A 20,344-nucleotide genomic window follows, 5' to 3' on the forward strand; every position below is an offset into this window, starting at 1 on the left:
AAAGTAAATGCCAATGTAGTTGGCGTTTACTTTTCTTTTTATAAGCTGAGATTAGCAATGTGAAAAAAGCGAGGTATATTTTGAATAAGAAAAAAATGATAGGAATCACTATATTAATCCTTTGTTTAATTTGTTTTGTGACGATAGTATTAGTAACTTATGACGCTGGAGAGAAGAAGAAGCCGGGGACCGACGTTCCTGATCATAAACCTACCACTCGGGCTAGCTATCATTTCACTGTACCTGAGCATTGGAAAAACGATCCGCAGAAACCCATTTATTTTGATGGTAAATATCATTATTATTATCTCTATAATGCTGATTACCCGGATGGAAATGGTACAGAATGGAGACATGCCACATCAACGAATTTGGTGAGCTGGGCAGATGAAGGCGTTGCGATTCCAAAATATACAACACCCAATGGTGATCCCTGGTCAGGATCTGTTGTTGTTGACGATAGCAATACAGCAGGTTTTGGCGAAGGGGCTATTGTGGCGATTTTAACACAGCCCTCTGCAGAGGGGGGGAAGCAAGAACAATATTTATGGTTCAGTACGGATCGTGGGCTGACGTTTAAATCTTATAGTGATGATCCTATTTTGCCAAATCCGGGCACGGAAGATTTCAGAGACCCGAAGGTAATATGGGATCAACATTCTCATAAATGGGTGATGACGCTAGCCGAAGGTACGAAAGTGGGCTTTTACGAGTCTGACAATTTAAAGGATTGGCACTACACAAGCGGCTTCGAAACAGAAAATATCGGAATTGTAGAGTGTCCTGACTTCTATATGATGCGGGCGAATGATGGCACTTATAAATGGGTTCTTGGGGTCAGTGCAAATGGTAAGTCGATAGGTAAACCCAACACGTATGCCTACTGGACTGGAGATTTTAATGAGAATGAATTTATCGCGGATCATCATGAACCACAGTGGCTAGATTATGGATTTGATTGGTATGGTGCTGTGACTTTTGAAGAAGGAAAGGACAAGGATCAATACAATCATCGATATGCTTTGGCCTGGATGAATAATTGGGATTACCCTCATGTTACCCCCAATCTTAACGAAGGTTTTAACGGAATGGATTCAATCGTGCGTCAAATAAAATTAACACGAGATGAAGAGCAGTCGTATCAGTTAGTATCACAGCCCATCGAAGCATTAGATCAAATGGTAACTTCAACGGATTCCTTGCAACAAATAAAAGTGAACGGCTCGTCAACACTAGATATCACAGGCGAAAATTACCAGCTCGATGCAGATCTATCTTGGTCAGAGATTACCAATGTAGGCTTAAGACTTCGTGAATCCGCAGATAAGACGCGCCACGTGGACGTAGGAGTGTTTGTTGAAGGACAATATTCTTATGTTAATAGAGCCTTCACTGGACAACCTGATGAGAGTGACAGATATCTTGAAAGCAAGGCCCCCTTTGATGTGAACAAGAAAAAAGTGCATCTGAAGATCCTTGTGGATAGAACAAGTATTGAAGTTTTTATAGATGATGGTGAAATTGTATTTTCTAATGAAATCTTCCCGGAAATAAAGGATCAAGGCATTACCTTGTTTTCTGAAGGTGGCACCGCGATTTTTAATAATGTTGTAATTAAGCATTTTGGCAAAGATTAGAATGAATAGACAGAGTTTTTCTAATTCTTGCGCAATAAGAGGGCACTCCAACCTATGGATGTCCTCTTTTTTTATTATAAGTACGTAATATTAAACCTAATTCACGAAGGAATACATAATTGTTAAACGCTATCTTGAATTCTAGAATGATGTTATTGGCATCATGTTACTTTTTTGGTTTCAAAATCATTCTGGGAGGTTGTCCTAATGAAGCGAAGGCCTATTTATGTTGTTCTTATTCTGTTTATTGTATTAGGTTCATGGTTGCTGCTGAATCACCGGGAAAATAACAGCGCCTCGGAGAAGCAAGTGCAGGAAGTGCTGCCTACGAGTACTGTTGATACTAACACAACAATGGCTAACGTTACTGTAAATAACAGAGAAACTCCGGTGCAGTACTTGGATCCCGCATATAAAGTTACAGTGAAACACGATATTTTGTATGCAAGTAAGAAAAACGAGACGGATGCTGAAGAACCGCTGAAGCTCGATTTGTACCAGCCCATTGGAGACGATACCAAGCAGAGGCCAATATTTATTTTTATTCATGGCGGAGGTTATACCGGAGGGGATAAGTCTGATGCAGCAGATTTTTCCGAAGGCCTGGCGAAACGGGGGTATGCTGTTCTCACTATTGATTATAGGCTAAAAAAAGATCCGTTTTTCAATTTTACTCGCACACTTAATGATGCTAATGAGGATATAAATGATGTGATCAAATGGATTAATCAGCATGCGGAGACTTATGGATTGAACAAGGAACGTATAGTTATTGGCGGAGATTCAGCAGGAGGTCATCTGGCCATGAACTTTGTGAATCTATCCTTAGCAAGAGATCCCTCCCTGGTTAAGTCTGTATTTTCCATTATAGATATTTATGGTGGTGAACTGACAAGAAGTGCTGACAGCAAGCTGCCGCCTGTCCTAATTATTCATGGAACGATAGATAAAATGGTGCCGTACCAGCAAAGTATTGACCTAGCCGCTCAATTGAAAGAGAAAGGTATTTATCATAATCTGCTCACGCTGGAGGGAGTCGGACATGATTATAAAAATGAAAAATACATCGATGAAATTATGGAGACAACAGCACATTTTCTGTGGAATGTCATGAACAGTTCGGACCTTGCGAGTCTTCCGGAAAATTCGGGGATCACGGTTGCTTCTGGTTCTGCTTTTGATATTAAGCTGCCTGAAGCTTATCGCAGCGCATCGAAGGAGCCGCTTAATATCGATTTGCCAGAGGGATGGCTGCTTAGTGGAGAAGACGAAGGTTCGCTGCGGATACAGGTTCCGGAAAGCTTGGTGCGCGGAAACGATTCGCTGTTCGTCTCTCGGGGTGCAGATCCTACAGTGGCATCAAGCTTCACTATGAATATCAACGTAATCGATCCGCTGGCAGTGTATTACGAGACTTTTTATGAGGAGTCTACTAAGGAGATAAAAACCTACATGGATGTTACTAATCAGTCTACAAGCAATTTCAGCGGTTCAGTGGAAGCTGATTATGAGACGGGACGATCTACCCGAGGTACTTATGCTTCGACTGTGGAAAATCTGGAGCCGGGTAAGAGCGTTCGTCTTGAGATTCCTGAGCTGGCAAGAGGCCAGCGGTCGCTTAAAGTTTTTAATGATATAGGTACCTTATTGCAATCGGCAGTTGATTCTTTTAACGTGCTTCTGTTGCCGAAACTCAGTCCGCCTGTCCAAATCGATGGCAACTTGTCGGACTGGGGGAATCAAGCTCCCTTTGATGTGAAGGATGTCAAAATCATGGGCTGGCAAGGAGAGCAGGATCTCAGCGCCAAGGGTTCCTTAGCATGGGATGCCGACAATCTTTACCTTGGGGTAGAAGTTATCGATGATTATCATGCACAGTCAGCATCAGGAGATGCCATCTGGAGTGGGGACAGCATCCAGATTGGAATTGGCATTGCCAACGGGGATGGAACGGTGCCTTCTGAGTACCATGAACTCGGTGTGGCTCGCGGAGATACGGGCGAATTACTCAAATGGTGCTGGTTGGCACCCAAGGGGTTTAATTTGGGTGATGCTATAGAATTACAGTATGCCGTGGAACGTAAAGATTCAAAAACCAGCTACGAATTAGCCATTCCCTGGCGTGAACTAAAATCCGACGATGTACAGGTGAAGCCAGGAATGAAGCTGAAATTTTCGTTATTGGTCAATGACAATGATGTTGAGGGGCGTAAGGGCTGGGTGGAATATAACAGCGGCATTGGTTCGGCTAAGGATGTTGATGCTTTTGGTGATCTATTTGTGCATTGACATATTCTGCTGTTAACACTATGATATGAATGAAAAAATAATTATTCATTCATGGAGAGACGAAAAGTGGAAGACAAAAAAACAAAGATATACGAATGTGCGAAAGAGCTATTTAGCAATAAAGGCTTTAAAGACACGAATGTTTCTGGCATTACCACAATGGCTGGAATAGCTGTAGGAAGTTTTTACAACTATTATCCCTCCAAGGAAAAGCTTTTTATGGATATTTTTTTAGAGGAAAACGAAAAGCTCAAAAAAAGCTGTATGCAATCGCTCGATATGAGCCAAAGCCCATTAGCACTAATACGGCAGATGATGGTGCTTAATTTGGAAGGTATGATAGCCAACCCCATTCTTAAGGAATGGTATAACAAAAGTGTTTTCGCAAAAATCGAACAGTTGTACCGGGAAGAAACCAACATTCAGGTAAACGACTTCTTGTATGATAGCTTCCATGAAATCATTAAGCAGTGGCAAGCCGATGGTAAAATGCGCAGCGATATGGATAGTAAAATGATTATGATGATCTTCGGCGCAATGATTAATGTGGAGACCCACAAGGAAGAAATCGGGCTGGAGTATTTTCCACAACTTTTGGACAATATGCTGGAACTAATTATGAAGGGTTTGACAGACTGCCCCTAATACACTTATGGTGCAGTTTTTTTTTTAGTGAAATGAATGAATTATTAAATATTCATTCAAATTTTAAATCAAAAGGAAGGAGGCAAGCAGGTGAGTAAGAGAAGAGGAAAAAAGCGAAAATTCAATAAATGGATTATTGTTCTCAGCATTCTATGCGGGATTACAGTCATAGGTTGGATAGGTGGTATTCTCTTATCTGCTCCGGGAAGGCATGAAGTTCAGCAGCTTACTATCCACGCCATAGATATACAGAAACTGCGGGAGGGCAGCTATGTGGGGGAATACATTGGTATCAAAGATCATTCCAGAGATACCAAGGTGAAGGCCACAATATCTGCTGGACGACTGTCAGATATCAAAATACTCAAAGGTGCCTTGGACAACACAGGGAACCCTGCTGAACTGAAGGGTGGGCTAAGCATTGGTGATTTGTTTGGTCATGTGATTGAATCGCAGTCTCTTCAGGTGGACGTTATCAGCGGGGCAACGCTTACCTCTAAAACACATCTTAAGGCACTCGAAAATGCCCTACTGCAGGCGGAGACGAAATAATTCATTTTAAGGAGAATTTATATGAACATTGCAGTCATTTCGTATTCATTCACAGGTAATAATGAAGCATTAGCAAGGAGTGTGGCGAAAGCGTTGTCGGCTGAATATATCCGAATCTCGGAAGCTAAACCCCGAACACTCGGTAGGATTACCTTTGATATGATTTTTGACAGGATACCGTTGGTTCAACCGAAGCCTGAGCAAATAGGAAAATATGATATTATCCTATTTTTTGGACCGGTTTGGATGGGGAAAGTGGCCACACCGCTCCGTGCCTATTTAGAGTACTTGAAGAAAAATCCGCAAAAGTATGGTTACCTTTCAATCAATGGTGGAGCTGACGGTCCAAATCCGAAGGTGCCAGGGGAGCTTAGAAAAAGAACTGGAGCAGACCCTGTTGTATTCATCGAGCAGCATATCGCAGATCTGATATCAGCAGATCACAAACCTGCACGTAAAGATACCTCAGCTTATAAGTTAAATGAGGGCGATATTAATCAATTAACTGGAAAAATAGTGAAGAAAGTAAGGGATATGATCTAGCTTTTAAGCTCCAGCGAGACGAACAGAGAAACGGCAAAGCTGCCGTTTTTTTTGTATTCTCTGCAATCTGGTAGAAATTGTTCTATTATAAAGTGTTCCTTCAATTCGCTAGATGGTATGATAGGTATGGGAGGGAATTATAAAATGAACAATGAGACGACTAATGAAAATGAAATAACAAATGAGAATGAGGAAGTAAATGATAATACAGAAATGTCTGAAGAGGATATGGCGCAGCTGCTAAAGGCTGTTCACCATAACGGCCTTGTAGCATTGAGAGTACACTTTAAAGATGTTGAAGGACAAGTATTGAACATGGAAGCCTACGGCCCTGTTTTTGTTTTTCACGTGAAAACTGAATTAGATCAGGTGTATTCCTGCGGATTTTTTCTGCGCGAGTTAATTGCAAGATTCCAGTCGGGTAAGGATCCGGCAGCATGGATGGCCTCATTCTTCGTTGAGCTGATGAAAATTGAGGGAGGCAAAACACTTCCAAAACCACCAGCAAGTGAAGAAGAAGCAAAAGGGATTATTGACAATGTGTTAGTTCCGCTTTGTATTGAGGAAATTACCCAAGAATTTGCTCCAGAAAAAGTGCATGTCGGGCTGGCATGGAACGAGAAATTGGGACCAGTCTTCGAGGCTGGATTTCCAGCGATCACCGATGGGAATAACGTATGCGCATTCCCGCTTCATCTGTTGCTGACTCATTTGCAATTGAACCGGGATCCATCCGAACTGCTTGTTCAAGGCATGTATAACATCCGCAAAGAACATGGATTGGAGTAAAACAGGCTCTGAGTCCTGACCATCCATAACCCAAAGAAACGGCAGAAATGCCGTTTCTTTTTCTTTTGACATTCAAAGAGTAGATCCTTGCTTGATGAATTCATTCATATCTACTTTGAGCTGATAGCTTTAAGCTGATAACCTGCTGCTTGAAGGTTTCGTTCACATCATCTACGGACTGTATAGCGCTTATCTTTGCTTTTTAGCTCCATTTACCGAACTCGCGGACCGTATAGCACTTATTGTCTGTTTATTGCCTATAAAAGTAGGAGGATTAGCCAAATAGTTGCATCTCAGTCCGTTAACAGAAGAATTCTCTTGAAAATGAACCAATAACGTCTCCTCGGTCCGATAGGTCTTGGTGTTGCTGGATTATATAAAGAAACTGTAAATACTTTTCAGATAGTTTAGGATAAAATTTCATTTACGGAATATGTTTGCGGACTAAGCTATATGTACAGTACCACTATACTTTTTTAGAAAAATAAACGAAGGCGTGGTACAAGATGAAATATCTAGTTTCAATTCTACTAATTGCTGCAGTGATAGCATCGGGTTGTTCTAATTCCACTCCCATCCCTCATCCAACTTCTAATCAGGAAACTTCTCCTTCTCCTGATCCTTCAGATAACCGCAGAGGAGATACTGTGTTCCTCAACAAAAATATAGGTTGGAAAGCAGTCTATCATTTTCAAGGAATGTCACGTGAAGATATGGAGCTTTATACAACTAGTGATGGGGGAGAGACTTGGAAGGAGATTGGGGATAGCTTACAAGCAGGAAGTACTCTTCCTAGCGGGGTGAAATCGGGAATTACTTTTGTTAACGAAAAAGAAGGCTGGATTACAACGAATGCGCCTTGGCAGGGAAAGGTTGGTTTATATAAAACAATGGATGGTGGAGTTACCTGGAGTGAACAGACTGTCACAGTGCCGGATGAGTTAGTAAACTCGCAAATCTATGCTTATCCTCCCCTCTTTCTTACGAAGGATCAAGGAATCTTAATTACTCGGCCTGCTGAAAATGAACATACATTGTTATATATAACGATAGACGGGGGACAACATTGGAAATCATTCTTTGACCATCATAAGGATCAGTATGCTGGTATCGCATGGACGCTCTCAGAGAGTATGGCGACGGTAAAATACGCAGAGAAAACCTGGACATTAAGCATGCAGAACTATGGAAAATGGTCCCTTTAATCGAAATGTTGGCATATTGCGTTTAGAAAAGACGTACACATCAAATGAAGCGAGGCGTTAACCTGACTCTGGCTGTTATAGCTGTTTATGGGATAACGTTTTGTTTTATCCATTATTCGAAACCGGTTTCAAATGTGCGAGCGCGCCGCGCAATGAAATCAGTAGGAGGAAAAGACGATGTTACGAAAAGGAAAAATGTTAAGTCTATTTCTGCTGTTCACCCTCTTAATTGCTTGGGTACCTACAGGGAGTTCAAGCGCGGCATCAAGCTGGAATCTGGCATGGAGCGATGAATTTGATGGGAATTCTCTGAACACTAATAATTGGTCGGCGGAAATAGGTACGGGTAGCGGGGGTTGGGGAAACAATGAGCTTCAGTATTATACCAGTCGTCCGCAGAACCTGCAGGTAACGGGTGGGAATTTAGTGATTACTGCACAAAAGGAGTCGTACGGGGGGATGAATTATACCTCTGCACGGATCAAAACACAGGGACTCAAAAGCTTCACCTACGGAAAAATCGAAGCTAGAATCAAATTGCCTTCAGGACAGGGACTCTGGCCAGCATTTTGGATGCTTGGGGCGAATATTGATTCAGTGGGTTGGCCGAAATCTGGGGAAACGGACATTATGGAGCGTGTGAACAATAATGCTTTTGTTAACGGGACGGTACATTGGGATGCCAATGGGCATGCCGAGTACGGTCAGGTGTCTGGTAACCTCGATTTCTCACAGTACCATGTGTACAGCGTGGAATGGGATGCGAATTATATAAGATGGTTTGTAGACGGCAACCCATTTAATGCTTTTTATATTGAGAACGGAACCGGAAATACGGAGGAGTTCCAGAAACCTTTCTTCATCCTGCTAAACCTTGCCGTGGGTGGAAATTGGCCGGGAAGTCCAAATGCTTCAACTGCTTTCCCAGCTCAAATGCTGGTTGATTACGTACGTGTGTATCAGGCTGCGCCTACCTCAAGCATCGTTAGTGGTGGGATTTACACTTTAGCTGACAAGGCTAGTGGCAAGGTTCTGGACGTAGTGGATGTATCCACAGCAAGCGGGGCGAAAATGCAGCAATGGACCAATTACACTGCCAATAATCAGAAATTTAAAGTGGAGAGTACAGGCGACGGTTATTACAAGCTTACGGCAGTGCATAGTGGAAAAGTGTTGGATGTGCCGAACTCATCAACCGCGAGCGGTGTACAGCTGCAGCAATGGGATGACAATGGTACCAACGCTCAGCGATGGAGCATTATTGATGTTGGAGGGGGCTATTATAAGCTTATTTCAAAAGTGAGCGGATTAGCCATGGATGTATCCGGAGCATCAACAGCCGATGGTGCAGCAGTTCAGCAGTGGACGGATAACGGGAGTGATGCTCAGAAATGGTTTTTTACGAAAGTGAACTAAAGAAATGCCGCCCCATATCAAATGGGGCTTTTTCTAATCGGTCTAATCGGTCTAATTTGTTTTAAATCGGCTAAAAGAATAGGGGTTAAGTTCAACTGAACAATTTTTATTTTCTGCTTGTTTCTTTTTCGGGTGAGGTGTGGTTTTAAAGGGCTGCTTTTCCGTTTTCTTCGTCTGATTTTGGCTCTGGTGATTCTCCAAGGGGTTAGCTTTAGGAATTGCTGATATAGGGATGAACCTGCGGAATCTTTATTCCAGCATTTATCATCTCCGGCAAAATGGATGATTTTGTTAGTGAAATCATGGTCCGGAATGTTTGTGTTGAACGAATTAAAACGGATATCGAGGGGGAGGTAATTCCCACCAAAAACTGCATTCAGAACATCCTGATCTGGCATGGTGACATCAGGAAAGGTACGTAGGAAGGTTAGCATTTCTTCGTACCAGTTGGTATTCTGGCGGATATTATGCAAAGAAAATAAAATCACTCCGGAATTAAAATAAAGATCAGGATTTAATCCCTTAGCGCTCACAATATGAGCAACCTCTCTAATTCCCTGGTCCCAAATTGCAGCCAAATACTTGTCATTCAGTTCAACCTGCCATAATTCAGTAATGTCCATATTCACTAATACATCGCAGTCCAGATAGATGATTTTGTCCACGGGTATTAGTGCAGGAAGAAGCAATCGATACATACATGCCTGCGTCCATACATTAATGGAGTTAACATTGGCTAGCACCTGAGTTAGATCATCAGGCATAGTGATTGAATAAAAGCTAAGGGTATGATTATGTTTTGTAGTTAATGCGCTAAGCCTGCGCTTATTAGTTTCACTTAAAGAAACATCATGTAAAATATGAATATGAATTGGGGAACTCGTATGATGAAAAATTGACGCTAGAACGACTCCGGCATGTTCAGCATATTTCCCATCCTTATCTTGAAAAGCCAAGGCGATATCGATCATTTGATTTATCCTCTCTTCACGTTTGTGTACGAATGTACCACAGTATACGTTCGCCTTGATCAGAGGACAGAGACATTAAACCCAGAATATTCACCCAATTTCATGTGAACACCAAAAAACCAAGTGCTGAATCTCAGCAACTTGGTCGGCTAAGGACTTCAATCTTTATTTTCGCAGCTTAATTTGATCTACGTGATGATTGTTGTCCTTATGCATTATAAGATCCGCACGATTTCGGGTGGGCAGAATATTTTGCTGCAAATTAACGTAGTTTATTTCTTTCCAGATCCGCTTTGAGATTTCAATAGATTCCTCTAGAGACAGCTGTGCATATTTTTTGAAATAAGATTGTTCATCTTGGAAGGCAGTATCTCTGAGTTTAATAAACCGATCAATGTACCATGTCTCGATATCGTTCACATCGGCATCCACATAAATAGAAAAATCAAAGAAATCAGATACAAAATAGTTAGGCATATTATGATTATTTGTAATCGCAGTCTGAAGAACATTTAAGCCCTCAACAATTAGAATATCCGGATTCTCAATCGTAATATATTCATCTGGCACAATATCATAAGTTAAGTGAGAGTATACAGGGCTTTGGACCCGCGGCACCCCAGACTTCACATCCGTTAAAAAAGAAATTAAACTACGTGTGTCGTAGCTTTCAGGAAAGCCCTTTTTCGTCATTATACCGCGCTTTTCCAGCTCTGCGTTGGGATGTAGAAACCCATCAGTCGTAACTAAATCCACTTTTGGATGGGAAGGTAATTGTGAGAGGAGTTTTTGTAGGAGTCTGGCCGTAGTGCTTTTACCAACAGCGACACTTCCCGCGATACCTATGATAAATGGACCTTTTTTTAGATCATTGTTTAGAAAGTGATTTATAGACTCATTAAATTTATGAGCAGATAGAAGTTGCAGATTTAGTAAATTGGACAGAGGAAGATAGACTTCGTTAACATCCTCGCTGGAGATTTTTTCATTAATACTTTGGACTTCCATAAGTTCTTCTTCTGATAATTGGATAGCGGTGAAATCGCTTAGTTTTTTCCAATCCTCACGTAAATAAAGTGTATATGCTGAATTATTCACCATTAAATTTTCCACATCCCTGAAGTTTTTAGAGATTTCTTATGCACTTAGGTATTATAACCGTTCATACAGCTTCATTCCATTCATTGTAATCGACATAATTATGGACATTAAGGAGATTGCATTTCAGTAAATGGGAAAATCAATTAAAATATAGAATATTAGGAAAAATGGGGTGGGGCAATGGGTGTTTTTCGAAAAGTTGAATTATTGAAGGATTACACACGCACGGAAACGTTCCAAGAAGAGTCAGAGGGAAGGAAAATAGTTATAAGTATTTATTATCCGGATACAGAGGGTGTATTAAATAAAAACGCATCTGCAATGAAATATATGGAGCTTTTCGGGCCCTGTCAACAACAGGCGAGAGAGCTTCTACAAGATATTGGCATGAACATGGAAATCATAAATACATTATCTACCTCAATCAGCGATCGGAACTTTCAAAGCAAATCCAAACGCTCCTATCCAGTCATCATCTACTCACCTGCATTAGGTTTAGATAGAGATATGTATATTTATAATATAGAAGCGCTGGCTAAGCAAGGTTTCATCGTGGTAACGGTCAGTGCTGTGTACGAAGCTATGTTTACTGTTTGCCCTAGTGGAGAATTTATTAATCAATCCGAAGCTATGAGGCAAATAAAAGCTGCGGATTATACCGATTTACATAACTTAATTTCCATTCGAAAAAAAGATATTCAATACGTTCTGGATCACCTGTCCACGCTTAATTCTATGGATAAAGATGTGAAGGGCTTATTTGATATGAATAAGATTGGTATTATCGGCCATTCCATCGGCGGTGCTACTGCATTAGATTTAACTATGGAAGACGATAGAATTAAAGCTGCTATTTTATTAGATGCAAGCATGCACTTATATATTGAGAATGAAGAGAAGAACAATACTGTGCCGCTTCTTGTATTAAGGCAAAAGGCCTCGACCTTAAAATCCTTAAGTAATATATTACAGGAGAAACTGGCAAATGATTTCATCAAAGGACAAGAGGCGCTTTTTCAGAATTGGAACGGATATAAATCTTTTCTGAAAATACGAAAGGCTACACATATGTCATTTAGCGATCTGCCCCTTTATGAGGAAGGAGAGAATTTAAAACAAAGAACCTGTGAAATTCATACTTGCCTAAATGAGCTTATAAGTAAGTTCCTTTTGGAGCATCTTTTAGATCAGGGGCAAGGTTATTCGGCATTAATTAGTAGGGTTCATAAAGATTTTTGCGAGATCCATGGTAGTGGAGAAGAAATTCTGTGAATTAGCAATAAACTCTCCTTTGTTTATACCGATAAACATATATAAGGGAGGGAATTATGAATGCATTCTGCTCAGTCTAATGAGAAAATATGTAATCATATTGAAAAATACATAGGTGTTATTGATAATGTTTTTAAAGAAATTATTTCAGGTGTTCTGTCGATAGATATTCTAATTCTTGATCCGACGCCTGAGCGGAACTTCTATACTTTAATTACCTCTGGAATGAGCGAATTACCGATGACGGTGCCAGAAGGTGCAGAAGAATATCAATATGCTGAGCTAATGATTTGTCTCCCTCCTACCTGGAAGCTGTCGGATGAGGCTTTTAAGGATGAACGGAATTATTGGCCGATTCGAGCCCTGAAAACAATGGCTAGGTTTCCGCATGAATATAATACATGGCTTTATATGGGGCATACGCTTGTGAACGGGAATCCCGTCCAGCCTTATAGTGAGGATACAGGATTTCAAGGGATGTTCGTTTGGGTTCCAGATGTAAAAGATAAAGCCGGTTTCTTTAATTTAGAAATGACCCATGAGAAAGTGGTGCACTTTTATACGTTAATTCCGCTCTATGGGGAGGAGTTAGATTATAAAATCAAGCATAGCGAGGAAGAGTTACTACACAAGTTAAATAAGATTGGGGTTACGGATGTTTTGGATCCTTCCCGTAAAAATAGTTGTAAGAAGTTATGGGGACTCTTTTAAATACAAGAAAAAACGGCTGAGAGCCGTTTTTTTATTTTTTGATTCCAAAAGCAATCCAGCGACCATCCACATCTTCGATCACAAATTCCTTGTTATTATAATCGGTGTTTGATAAAGAACGAACAATATGAACACCGGCGGCTTCGAACTCCTTCTCCAACTCTTGTTGCTGCTTCGTAATAAAATAGGCATCGTATCCATAACCGTACAACTCTCGATTGGGAATGACCTTTTGTCCATGGGATTGCGTAAGGATAATCTCTGTATCGTCACGATACAAACAAAGATGTGGTTCTTGTGTATCTAAATAGGGTACAGCTTTAAAACCTAAGTACTGGCTGTAGAAGGCAGCGGTTTGCTCAATATTCAACGTAGGGAAAATACTATGTGATTGTAAGAGCTTTTTGTCCACGAGTGAGGTCATCCTTTCAAAGAAAAAATAGATATCCATATATTACCTTAAGATAGAAGTTTCAACAATACACGGAGTTTCCATTTAGCAGAAGATTATTCACGGTTGACATCATCGCTATTCTATAATAATATACATGCATGAGCATGCATTTATAAATATTTTATATAAGATGAACTTAGAAACTCATGTTCACTGGAAGCATTGATCATACTATACTTAGTTTTTTATAAAGAGGAGAGATATCATGAAGGACTTATTCACCCCGTATGAATTGAAGGATTTGAAGCTGAAGAACCGCGTGGTTATGCCTCCAATGTGTCAGTATTCAGTGTCTAACAAAGACGGAATTGCTACGGATTGGCATTATAATCATTACGTAAGCCGCGCTGTTGGCGGAACTGGATTAATTATTATTGAAATGACGGACGTGGAGCCTGATGGCCGGATTACTGATTTTGATCTTGGTATTTGGTCTGATGAGCAAATTCCTGCACTGGCTAGAATCGTTGAAGCTTGTCATTCTTATGGCGCTAAAGTAGGTATTCAAATTGCACACGCCGGACGTAAAGCAGAAGATGCAGCAGTTCCTGTATCCTCCTCTAACGTTCCTTTTGATGCTGACTCCAAAACACCACGTGCCTTAACAACTGGAGAAGTGAAAGCTATGGTTGAGAAATTCCGGTTGGGCGTGAAGCGGGCGATACAAGCGGGATTTGATGTTATCGAGCTTCATGGAGCGCATGGTTACCTTATTCATCAGTTCCATTCCCCTCTAACCAATCAAAGAACAGATGAATATGGCAAGGATTTAACACTGTTTGGTACAGAAGTCATTCGCGCAGCAAAAAGTGAAATGCCGGAAGGAATGCCATTGATTATGCGCATCTCCGCTCAAGAATATGTTGAGGGCGGGTACGGTATCAAAGAAAGCTTGGAATTTAGTAAAGCTTACAAAGAAGCAGGCGCAGATATTTTCCATATCAGTGCAGGTGGTGAAGGTCCTATCGCAGCTGCCGGGAAACCAGGGACGCATGCAGCTTATCAGGTTCCTTTGGCCAGAGAAATCAAATATGGCTTGAATGTTCCGGTTATTGCGGTTGGCAGATTGGATGAGCCTGTACTTGCTAATGCCGTGATTGGGAATGAGGAAGCTGATCTTGTTGCCGTGGGCCGGGGCATGTTGAGAAATCCATACTGGACGCTGGAAGCAGGGGTCGAGCTTCAGAAAGATGCGGGTATTCCCAGACAATATTCTTTCGGGTTTCCAAGAATTAATGGGTAAAGACTAATTTAAATAGTGTGAAGTCTAAACAAAATAATTGTAAAGTGTGGAGGGGCCGGCTTCTTGGAGAAACGGTCTCTCCTCTTTTTTAAAATAAAATAAAGTATAAGTATCGAACCTATACTTTATGTATGGTTGTGGATTGTAGTACTATTATATAGAAGGAAAAAATCATGAAAAGCCATACACCCGGGAGATGAATAATAAAATGGGCGACATTCTTAACAATGAACTTATAACGAGTTGGTTGACGTTAACGCATATACAAATGAATGTGACGAATGAATTGGAAGCTAATCTACAAGCCAAACATGGCTTATCCTTAAAAGAATTTTATTTGCTGTTATTTTTGTCGGAAGCGCCGGAGAAGAAACTGAAATTGCAGAAACTCGAAGCTATGGTGGGTTTAAGCCAGAGTGCAGTTTCCCGACTGGTTAGTCGGTTTGAGGCCAAAGGCTGTGGCGCTTTAGAAAGAAAAGCGTGTGATGCTGATCGCAGAAGTATCTATACTGCCTTGACTGCCATTGGCGAAGACAAGCTCCTCCGTGCACAAGATACCTTTCAAGAGACCCTGCTTGCAGCTTTTCCAGAAAAAGATGTGAAAGAGCTTTTGGATCAAATGCTTCGCATGAAGCAACAGTCATGAATTCACAATAAAACCTCTGTTTTGGTAAATGGACCGAATCTCCATTTCCCATACAGAGGTTTTTTAGTGTGGGGCGCTATTTACATCCTACCTGTTCATTCTACTGTTGCTGGGAAAGCCGGTAATAATTATAGTCTTCATGTTCAATTGTAATCTCGTCAAGAAGCTCGAAACCACATTTTTGAATGACTCTATTAGACGGGATATTGTGTTTCAGAGCAATGGCGTTTAATACATCGGTAGAGCTATTATCAAACAAATACTTAATTAATCCCTTGGCAGCTTGAGTAGTGTAGCCTTTACCGCGATGATCCTTGGATATGGCATACATAATCTCTCTGTTAGGAACGGGCAATTCATCCTTAATTCCTGTACAACACCAACCAATAAACTCACCGGACTCTTTTAAAATAATGCCTAAACGAAGACGAAGCTCTCCGATATCTCCGCCCGCTGAGATCGCTTGAAGAAACTGCTGGTTCTCTTTTATTTCATAGTTTATTAACCAGTCCAACCGTTGTTCTTTAGGAACATTCCAATCTGGCAAGAATTCAATAATTTCAGGCTGTAGAGTAAGCGCATGAAACTCCTCTAAATCCTCCACGCTATACTCCCGCAGAAAAATATCTTTACAATCAATCGTAAATAAATCACTAGAATTGGCCTCTTCATTCACAACCTCGCTCAACTTTCACCACTCCTTTATTAACTAACAGATATTTTACCATGAAACAATTGATTGATTTGGTAATATTTGATTATAAAAAATGTTTTCTTTTATTTCACATAAATATTAATTGGTTAATATATTAATTGACTATAAAATATGTTATTATGTTTCGTATAAACGGCAATGAACTAATATTGTTAGGTTTTTAAGATTTCTACTATAAAGATAACAGGTGATCTTCTATGAAAAATGACAACGGTAACAAATTTATTAATGGTAGTCTAATTGCGCATTATAAGTTTGATAATCCAGAGGATGTAGGTCAAGATTTCTCGGGGAACGGCAATGATGGAACCGCTTCAGGTACGAAGCTGCCGGCTATTAAATCCGTAGCAGGTAGACAAGCTGTTGCGCTTGCTGGGGGAGAACATGGCACATCCTATATTTCATTACCTAACGATCTGCTTAAAGAGGTCAGTGACCATACAGGAATTACGATTTCGACCTGGATGTATGTAAGCAAAGCTTCAAGCTTATGGGAAAGAATTTTTGATTTTGGTAAAGGTGAAACAGGACCTTATCTTTTTGTAACCCGCAATTTGCGGGGCACTTGTTTTGCAGGGGAAGACTTAATTGCAGATCCAGGGAAATCCTTTGCGACTGATGAATGGGTACACGTTTCCTTTGCAGTTACAGGCACAAAAGGTGGAACACTAAGCAGTGCAGGACCTGTGATGTATGTAAATGGTGAAGTAGTTGCGGATGGCATGATCAGCCAAACCTCTAGTGGCACATATGCTAAGCTGCGCACATGGTTTGCTACTTTTGAAGATCAACTGAATTATAGCAATAATACAATCGGGAAATCCCAGTACACGGCAGATGTTGATTTTGGCGGCTATATTTCGGACTTCCGTGTATATAAAGCAGGCTTAACTCAAGATGAAGTGATTGAAATTATGTGCGAATCTTTGACGGATGAAGATATCGTTAAGCTTGCAAAAGATAAATACTTAACCTTCCCAAGCTCGATTATTACCAAAGATATCGAATTGCCAGCTTCGCTGATGGGCGGGAAAGTTGACGTATCTTGGGTATCCAGCGATACCAAAGTCATTTCTAATGAAGGCGTTGTGAATAAAGGAGTTCAATCTGCTCAAGGCGTAACACTTACAGCACATTTGAAAAAGGGAGCTAGTACAGTAGAAAAGAGCTTCACTGTGTCTGTGCTTCCGGAAGATTTGCCACCTTACACCTTAACGATTGACGGCAATCAGGAGATTTTGGATGTTAGCCAAATTCTATATGGTTTATTCTATGAGGACATTAACAATGCAGCAGACGGTGGGATCTATGCAGAGCTAGTGCAGAATCGCTCCTTCGAATCTTTTGCTTTTGACAGCTATTCGCATGTATGTGGTGTACATGGTGCTTCCACCGGAAGAAATTATACACCTCTTCACGCATGGTCTGGGGATACAGACCAAATGACTGTCCATAATACAGGCGGATTAAACGATTTCTTCGGCATCGATGATAAAGATATGAATGCGCATTATGTGACGGTAGCGGATGGCGCGACGATTAATAATAGAGGTTTTGCCGATTCCAATCAGCACTGCTCGATGTTTATTCAGGAAGATGCCAAGTACAACTTCACGATTTGGGCGAAGGCAGAAGCAGCGGGCACAATTACCTTGCAATTGCTCGACAAAGACGGTAAAGCCATCAGCGATACTGCAGTTGTTGAAGTAAACGGTGACGGCAGCTGGAAGAAGTATGGTGTCGATTCAAAGCTTGTATTAACAGGATCTGAAACTGTGCTTGGTCAGCTGGCTTTAACCTTTAACGGTGAGATCTCCATTGATATGGTTTCCTTAATTCCTGATGACGTTTGGGGCGCTGGTGAAGAGGAACGTTCTGCTACAGCTCATGCTAACTATAAAGGAAATTCAAACTATAGATTGCGAAAAGACTTAGTGAATGCACTCGTTGATCTTCATCCTACCTTCCTGCGTTTCCCTGGGGGTTGTATTTCTGAAGGTTCTCACATTTGGGAGAACGTGTACGATTGGAAAGAGTCCGTCAACGATATCGAATTGCGCAAAGAGAACTATAACGTATGGGGCTACATGATGACCATGGGTCTTGGATATATGGAGTATTTCCAATTAGCCGAGGATTTGAACGCAACACCACTTCCGGTTATGGCCTGCGGCGTACTCTGTCAAGCTCGTTCGGATTATGCGAATCCAGCTGGCGGTGCGTTAAGAGATTATTATGTGAAGAACTTTACGGATCTGATTGATTTTGCGATTAGCATGGATTTTGACAATAATGAGTGGGCTGCATTGCGTAAAAAGATGGGCCATGAAGCAGCGTTTGATCTGCGTTATTTGGGTGTGGGGAATGAAAACTGGGGTACAGAGTTTTTCGCCAACTTCGAATATTTTAAAACAGTGATTGATGAGTATATGGTGAAGAACTATCCTGATCATGAATTGACTATTCTCTCTACCGTGGGTGCACAGGCAGATGATGATGCTTACCAGCAAGGTTGGAAATTCCTAAGCGGAAATTTACAGGGCTCGGAAAAAATCAGCTTTACGGATGGTACATCGAGCATCGAAGAGACTGTTACCTGGTACGAAAAACAAAAGAACTACATGGATACCATTGCGGATGAGCATTACTACCGTTCCAATGAATATTTGTTAGAGAATGCTGATCGTTACAACTACTATTACAGAGCCTATAAGGAAGACGGCAGCTTGGATGAGGCTGAAACTTCAAAGGTTTTTGTGGGTGAATATGCTTCCACAGATAAAAACACATTGGCAGGAGCTGTTGCTGAGGCGGCGATTATGTCCAGCTTCGAGAATAACTCTGATGTGATTAGATTGGCGGCAACGGCACCGTTGTTCAACAAGGTTCTGACAGATGGCACCTATAGATGGACACCGGATTGCATCTGGTTCGATGATGAAACCGTATGGTACACACCGAACTATTATGTTCAGCAGCTGTATGCTAAATACCTGGGAACCAAAGTGGTTGGCACCTCATTTTCGACTTATCGCAACGGGGAGAAGGTAGACCTCATTCCTCATGGAGGAATTGAAGTGGCTGCGGGGAAATCATCTGTGATCGTGAAACGGGTGAAAGTGACTTCGAATGTAGATGGCAGTGTATGGTTGGATCAAGATTTCACGCAGCCGCTGGATGAAGCTTGGAAAGTGATTCCTGGCTCTGCCGGATATACGATTGATCCTTCCAAAGGTCTGGTATTGAAAGCGCAGAATGGCGGATTGAATGGATTGTATATCCTTAATGATGCGTGGACTAATTATAAAGTAGAGGTTGTAGCTGAAAAAGCTTCTGGCGAAGATGGCTTCTATGTAGGCGCAGGTCTGACAGAAATCTCACCGGAAAATAAAGATGTTATCGAATATGCAATTGGCTATAATGGCGATGCCACAGGAGTCAAGGTGTACAAGCAAGGGATTGAGGCTTATACTCTCGGCGATTATTCCTCTAGTACCGCTGCTGGTAACCTTAGAGCCAGTTGCTATGAAGAGCTTGCGGATCATACGGAATATACCATCACCGTTAATTATGGCGGAGCAGATGGCAAACATTTGATTTGCTCTTATACAGATGGCAAGGTAACAAGCAAAGTACTGGATTATAAGCTTGAGGCTTATAACAGAGAGGTATACAATTCCGTAACTAAAGATGATAAGCATCTTTATGTGAAGCTTGTAAATGCGGATGGTGTAGAAAAAGCAACGAAGCTTGATCTAAAAGGCTTAAAAGTAGCTGCTACGGGTAAACGGATTACCTTAACCGGAGACGCCTCGCTGGTTCACACACCTAATGTGAACAGAAAAAATGATGAGAAGGTTACACCAGTTGAAACGGAAATCGTAATTGATAAAGACACGGCAATTGTGAAGCTAGCTGCCAATTCCGTGAATGTGATTGTTCTGGATCTGATTTAATAGAAAATATGCTGTTCAACACGCGCCGATCTTTTTGTTCGGCGCGTGTTGTTGTTTAACAAGCCTCTAAATAGGTTGATGATTATATAGAGAGAACTGCCCACTTGCTTGATGAATCTCAGAATCTATCTTACACTGGTGAAAGTACAATCACCGACTGACCCTCCAGCCCGCGATCCTCCCAGATGTTTTATCCACA

General features: G+C 41.2%; 17 protein-coding genes. 13 read left to right on the forward strand and 4 right to left on the reverse strand.

Going from position 1 to position 20,344, the window contains the following annotated elements; all coding sequences use genetic code 11:
- The first annotated feature begins 80 nt into the window (after positions 1-80).
- The 8 genes from MKY14_RS00495 (at position 81) to MKY14_RS00530 (ending at position 9,076) form a co-directional block, all read left to right on the forward strand.
- Entirely contained in the window at positions 81-1,637 is a 1,557-nt protein-coding gene (locus tag MKY14_RS00495) for a glycoside hydrolase family 32 protein (RefSeq protein WP_340975479.1), read from the forward strand.
- A gap of 207 nt (positions 1,638-1,844) precedes the next feature.
- Complete coding sequence (locus tag MKY14_RS00500) at positions 1,845-3,926, forward strand: alpha/beta hydrolase fold domain-containing protein (RefSeq protein WP_340975481.1); 2,082 nt, start codon at positions 1,845-1,847, stop codon at positions 3,924-3,926.
- Between the two features lie 66 nt (positions 3,927-3,992).
- On the forward strand, positions 3,993-4,571 hold the full coding sequence (locus MKY14_RS00505; protein WP_076124944.1) for a TetR/AcrR family transcriptional regulator: 579 nt from the start codon (positions 3,993-3,995) through the stop codon (positions 4,569-4,571).
- 90 nt (positions 4,572-4,661) lie between these two features.
- On the forward strand, positions 4,662-5,123 hold the full coding sequence (locus MKY14_RS00510; RefSeq protein WP_076305953.1) for an FMN-binding protein: 462 nt from the start codon (positions 4,662-4,664) through the stop codon (positions 5,121-5,123).
- Positions 5,124-5,144: 21 nt separating this feature from the next.
- Positions 5,145-5,666, forward strand: a complete 522-nt coding sequence (locus MKY14_RS00515) for a flavodoxin family protein (protein WP_076124948.1) — start codon at positions 5,145-5,147, stop codon at positions 5,664-5,666.
- A gap of 144 nt (positions 5,667-5,810) precedes the next feature.
- Complete coding sequence (locus MKY14_RS00520; RefSeq protein ID WP_076107537.1) at positions 5,811-6,455, forward strand: hypothetical protein; 645 nt, start codon at positions 5,811-5,813, stop codon at positions 6,453-6,455.
- A 506-nt stretch (positions 6,456-6,961) separates the two neighbouring features.
- A complete protein-coding gene (locus MKY14_RS00525; RefSeq protein WP_340975485.1) occupies positions 6,962-7,660 on the forward strand; it encodes a hypothetical protein in 699 nt (232 codons plus the stop codon).
- Positions 7,661-7,837: 177 nt separating this feature from the next.
- Positions 7,838-9,076, forward strand: a complete 1,239-nt coding sequence (locus MKY14_RS00530; RefSeq protein ID WP_036679228.1) for an RICIN domain-containing protein — start codon at positions 7,838-7,840, stop codon at positions 9,074-9,076.
- Between the two features lie 17 nt (positions 9,077-9,093).
- Here MKY14_RS00530 and MKY14_RS00535 read toward each other — a convergent pair whose 3' ends face one another.
- Positions 9,094-10,047, reverse strand: coding sequence for a glycosyltransferase family 8 protein (locus tag MKY14_RS00535; protein ID WP_076124952.1), 954 nt, complete (start codon positions 10,045-10,047; stop codon positions 9,094-9,096).
- Positions 10,048-10,212: 165 nt separating this feature from the next.
- Positions 10,213-11,148 carry a type I pantothenate kinase gene (gene coaA, locus MKY14_RS00540; protein ID WP_076124954.1) on the reverse strand — a complete coding sequence of 312 codons (936 nt, stop codon included), beginning with the start codon at positions 11,146-11,148 and terminating at the stop codon, positions 10,213-10,215.
- A 180-nt stretch (positions 11,149-11,328) separates the two neighbouring features.
- On the opposite strand from coaA, the gene MKY14_RS00545 reads away from it, so the two are divergent.
- Together MKY14_RS00545 and MKY14_RS00550 are read left to right on the forward strand one after the other, a co-directional pair.
- Entirely contained in the window at positions 11,329-12,420 is a 1,092-nt protein-coding gene (locus tag MKY14_RS00545) for an alpha/beta hydrolase (protein WP_340975486.1), read from the forward strand.
- 60 nt (positions 12,421-12,480) lie between these two features.
- A complete protein-coding gene (locus tag MKY14_RS00550; protein ID WP_340975488.1) occupies positions 12,481-13,131 on the forward strand; it encodes a suppressor of fused domain protein in 651 nt (216 codons plus the stop codon).
- 31 nt (positions 13,132-13,162) lie between these two features.
- On the opposite strand, the gene MKY14_RS00555 is transcribed toward MKY14_RS00550, so the two are convergent.
- Entirely contained in the window at positions 13,163-13,543 is a 381-nt protein-coding gene (locus MKY14_RS00555) for a VOC family protein (RefSeq protein ID WP_076191215.1), read from the reverse strand.
- A 247-nt stretch (positions 13,544-13,790) separates the two neighbouring features.
- Here MKY14_RS00555 and MKY14_RS00560 point away from each other — a divergent pair, with 247 nt between their 5' ends.
- Both MKY14_RS00560 and MKY14_RS00565 read left to right on the forward strand, forming a co-directional pair.
- On the forward strand, positions 13,791-14,828 hold the full coding sequence (locus MKY14_RS00560) for an NADH:flavin oxidoreductase/NADH oxidase (RefSeq protein WP_076304399.1): 1,038 nt from the start codon (positions 13,791-13,793) through the stop codon (positions 14,826-14,828).
- A 208-nt stretch (positions 14,829-15,036) separates the two neighbouring features.
- The gene (locus tag MKY14_RS00565; RefSeq protein ID WP_081386204.1) at positions 15,037-15,474 is read left to right on the forward strand and encodes a MarR family winged helix-turn-helix transcriptional regulator; all 438 of its coding nucleotides are present in this window, start codon (positions 15,037-15,039) and stop codon (positions 15,472-15,474) included.
- Between the two features lie 100 nt (positions 15,475-15,574).
- On the opposite strand, the gene MKY14_RS00570 is transcribed toward MKY14_RS00565, so the two are convergent.
- Entirely contained in the window at positions 15,575-16,162 is a 588-nt protein-coding gene (locus MKY14_RS00570; protein WP_256716512.1) for a GNAT family N-acetyltransferase, read from the reverse strand.
- 224 nt (positions 16,163-16,386) lie between these two features.
- On the opposite strand from MKY14_RS00570, the gene MKY14_RS00575 reads away from it, so the two are divergent.
- The gene (locus tag MKY14_RS00575; RefSeq protein WP_340975492.1) at positions 16,387-20,145 is read left to right on the forward strand and encodes an alpha-L-arabinofuranosidase C-terminal domain-containing protein; all 3,759 of its coding nucleotides are present in this window, start codon (positions 16,387-16,389) and stop codon (positions 20,143-20,145) included.
- The last annotated feature ends 199 nt before the right edge of the window (positions 20,146-20,344 follow it).

This window comes from Paenibacillus sp. FSL R5-0887 (assembly GCF_038002305.1).
Lineage (GTDB): Bacteria > Bacillota > Bacilli > Paenibacillales > Paenibacillaceae > Paenibacillus_AQ > Paenibacillus_AQ odorifer.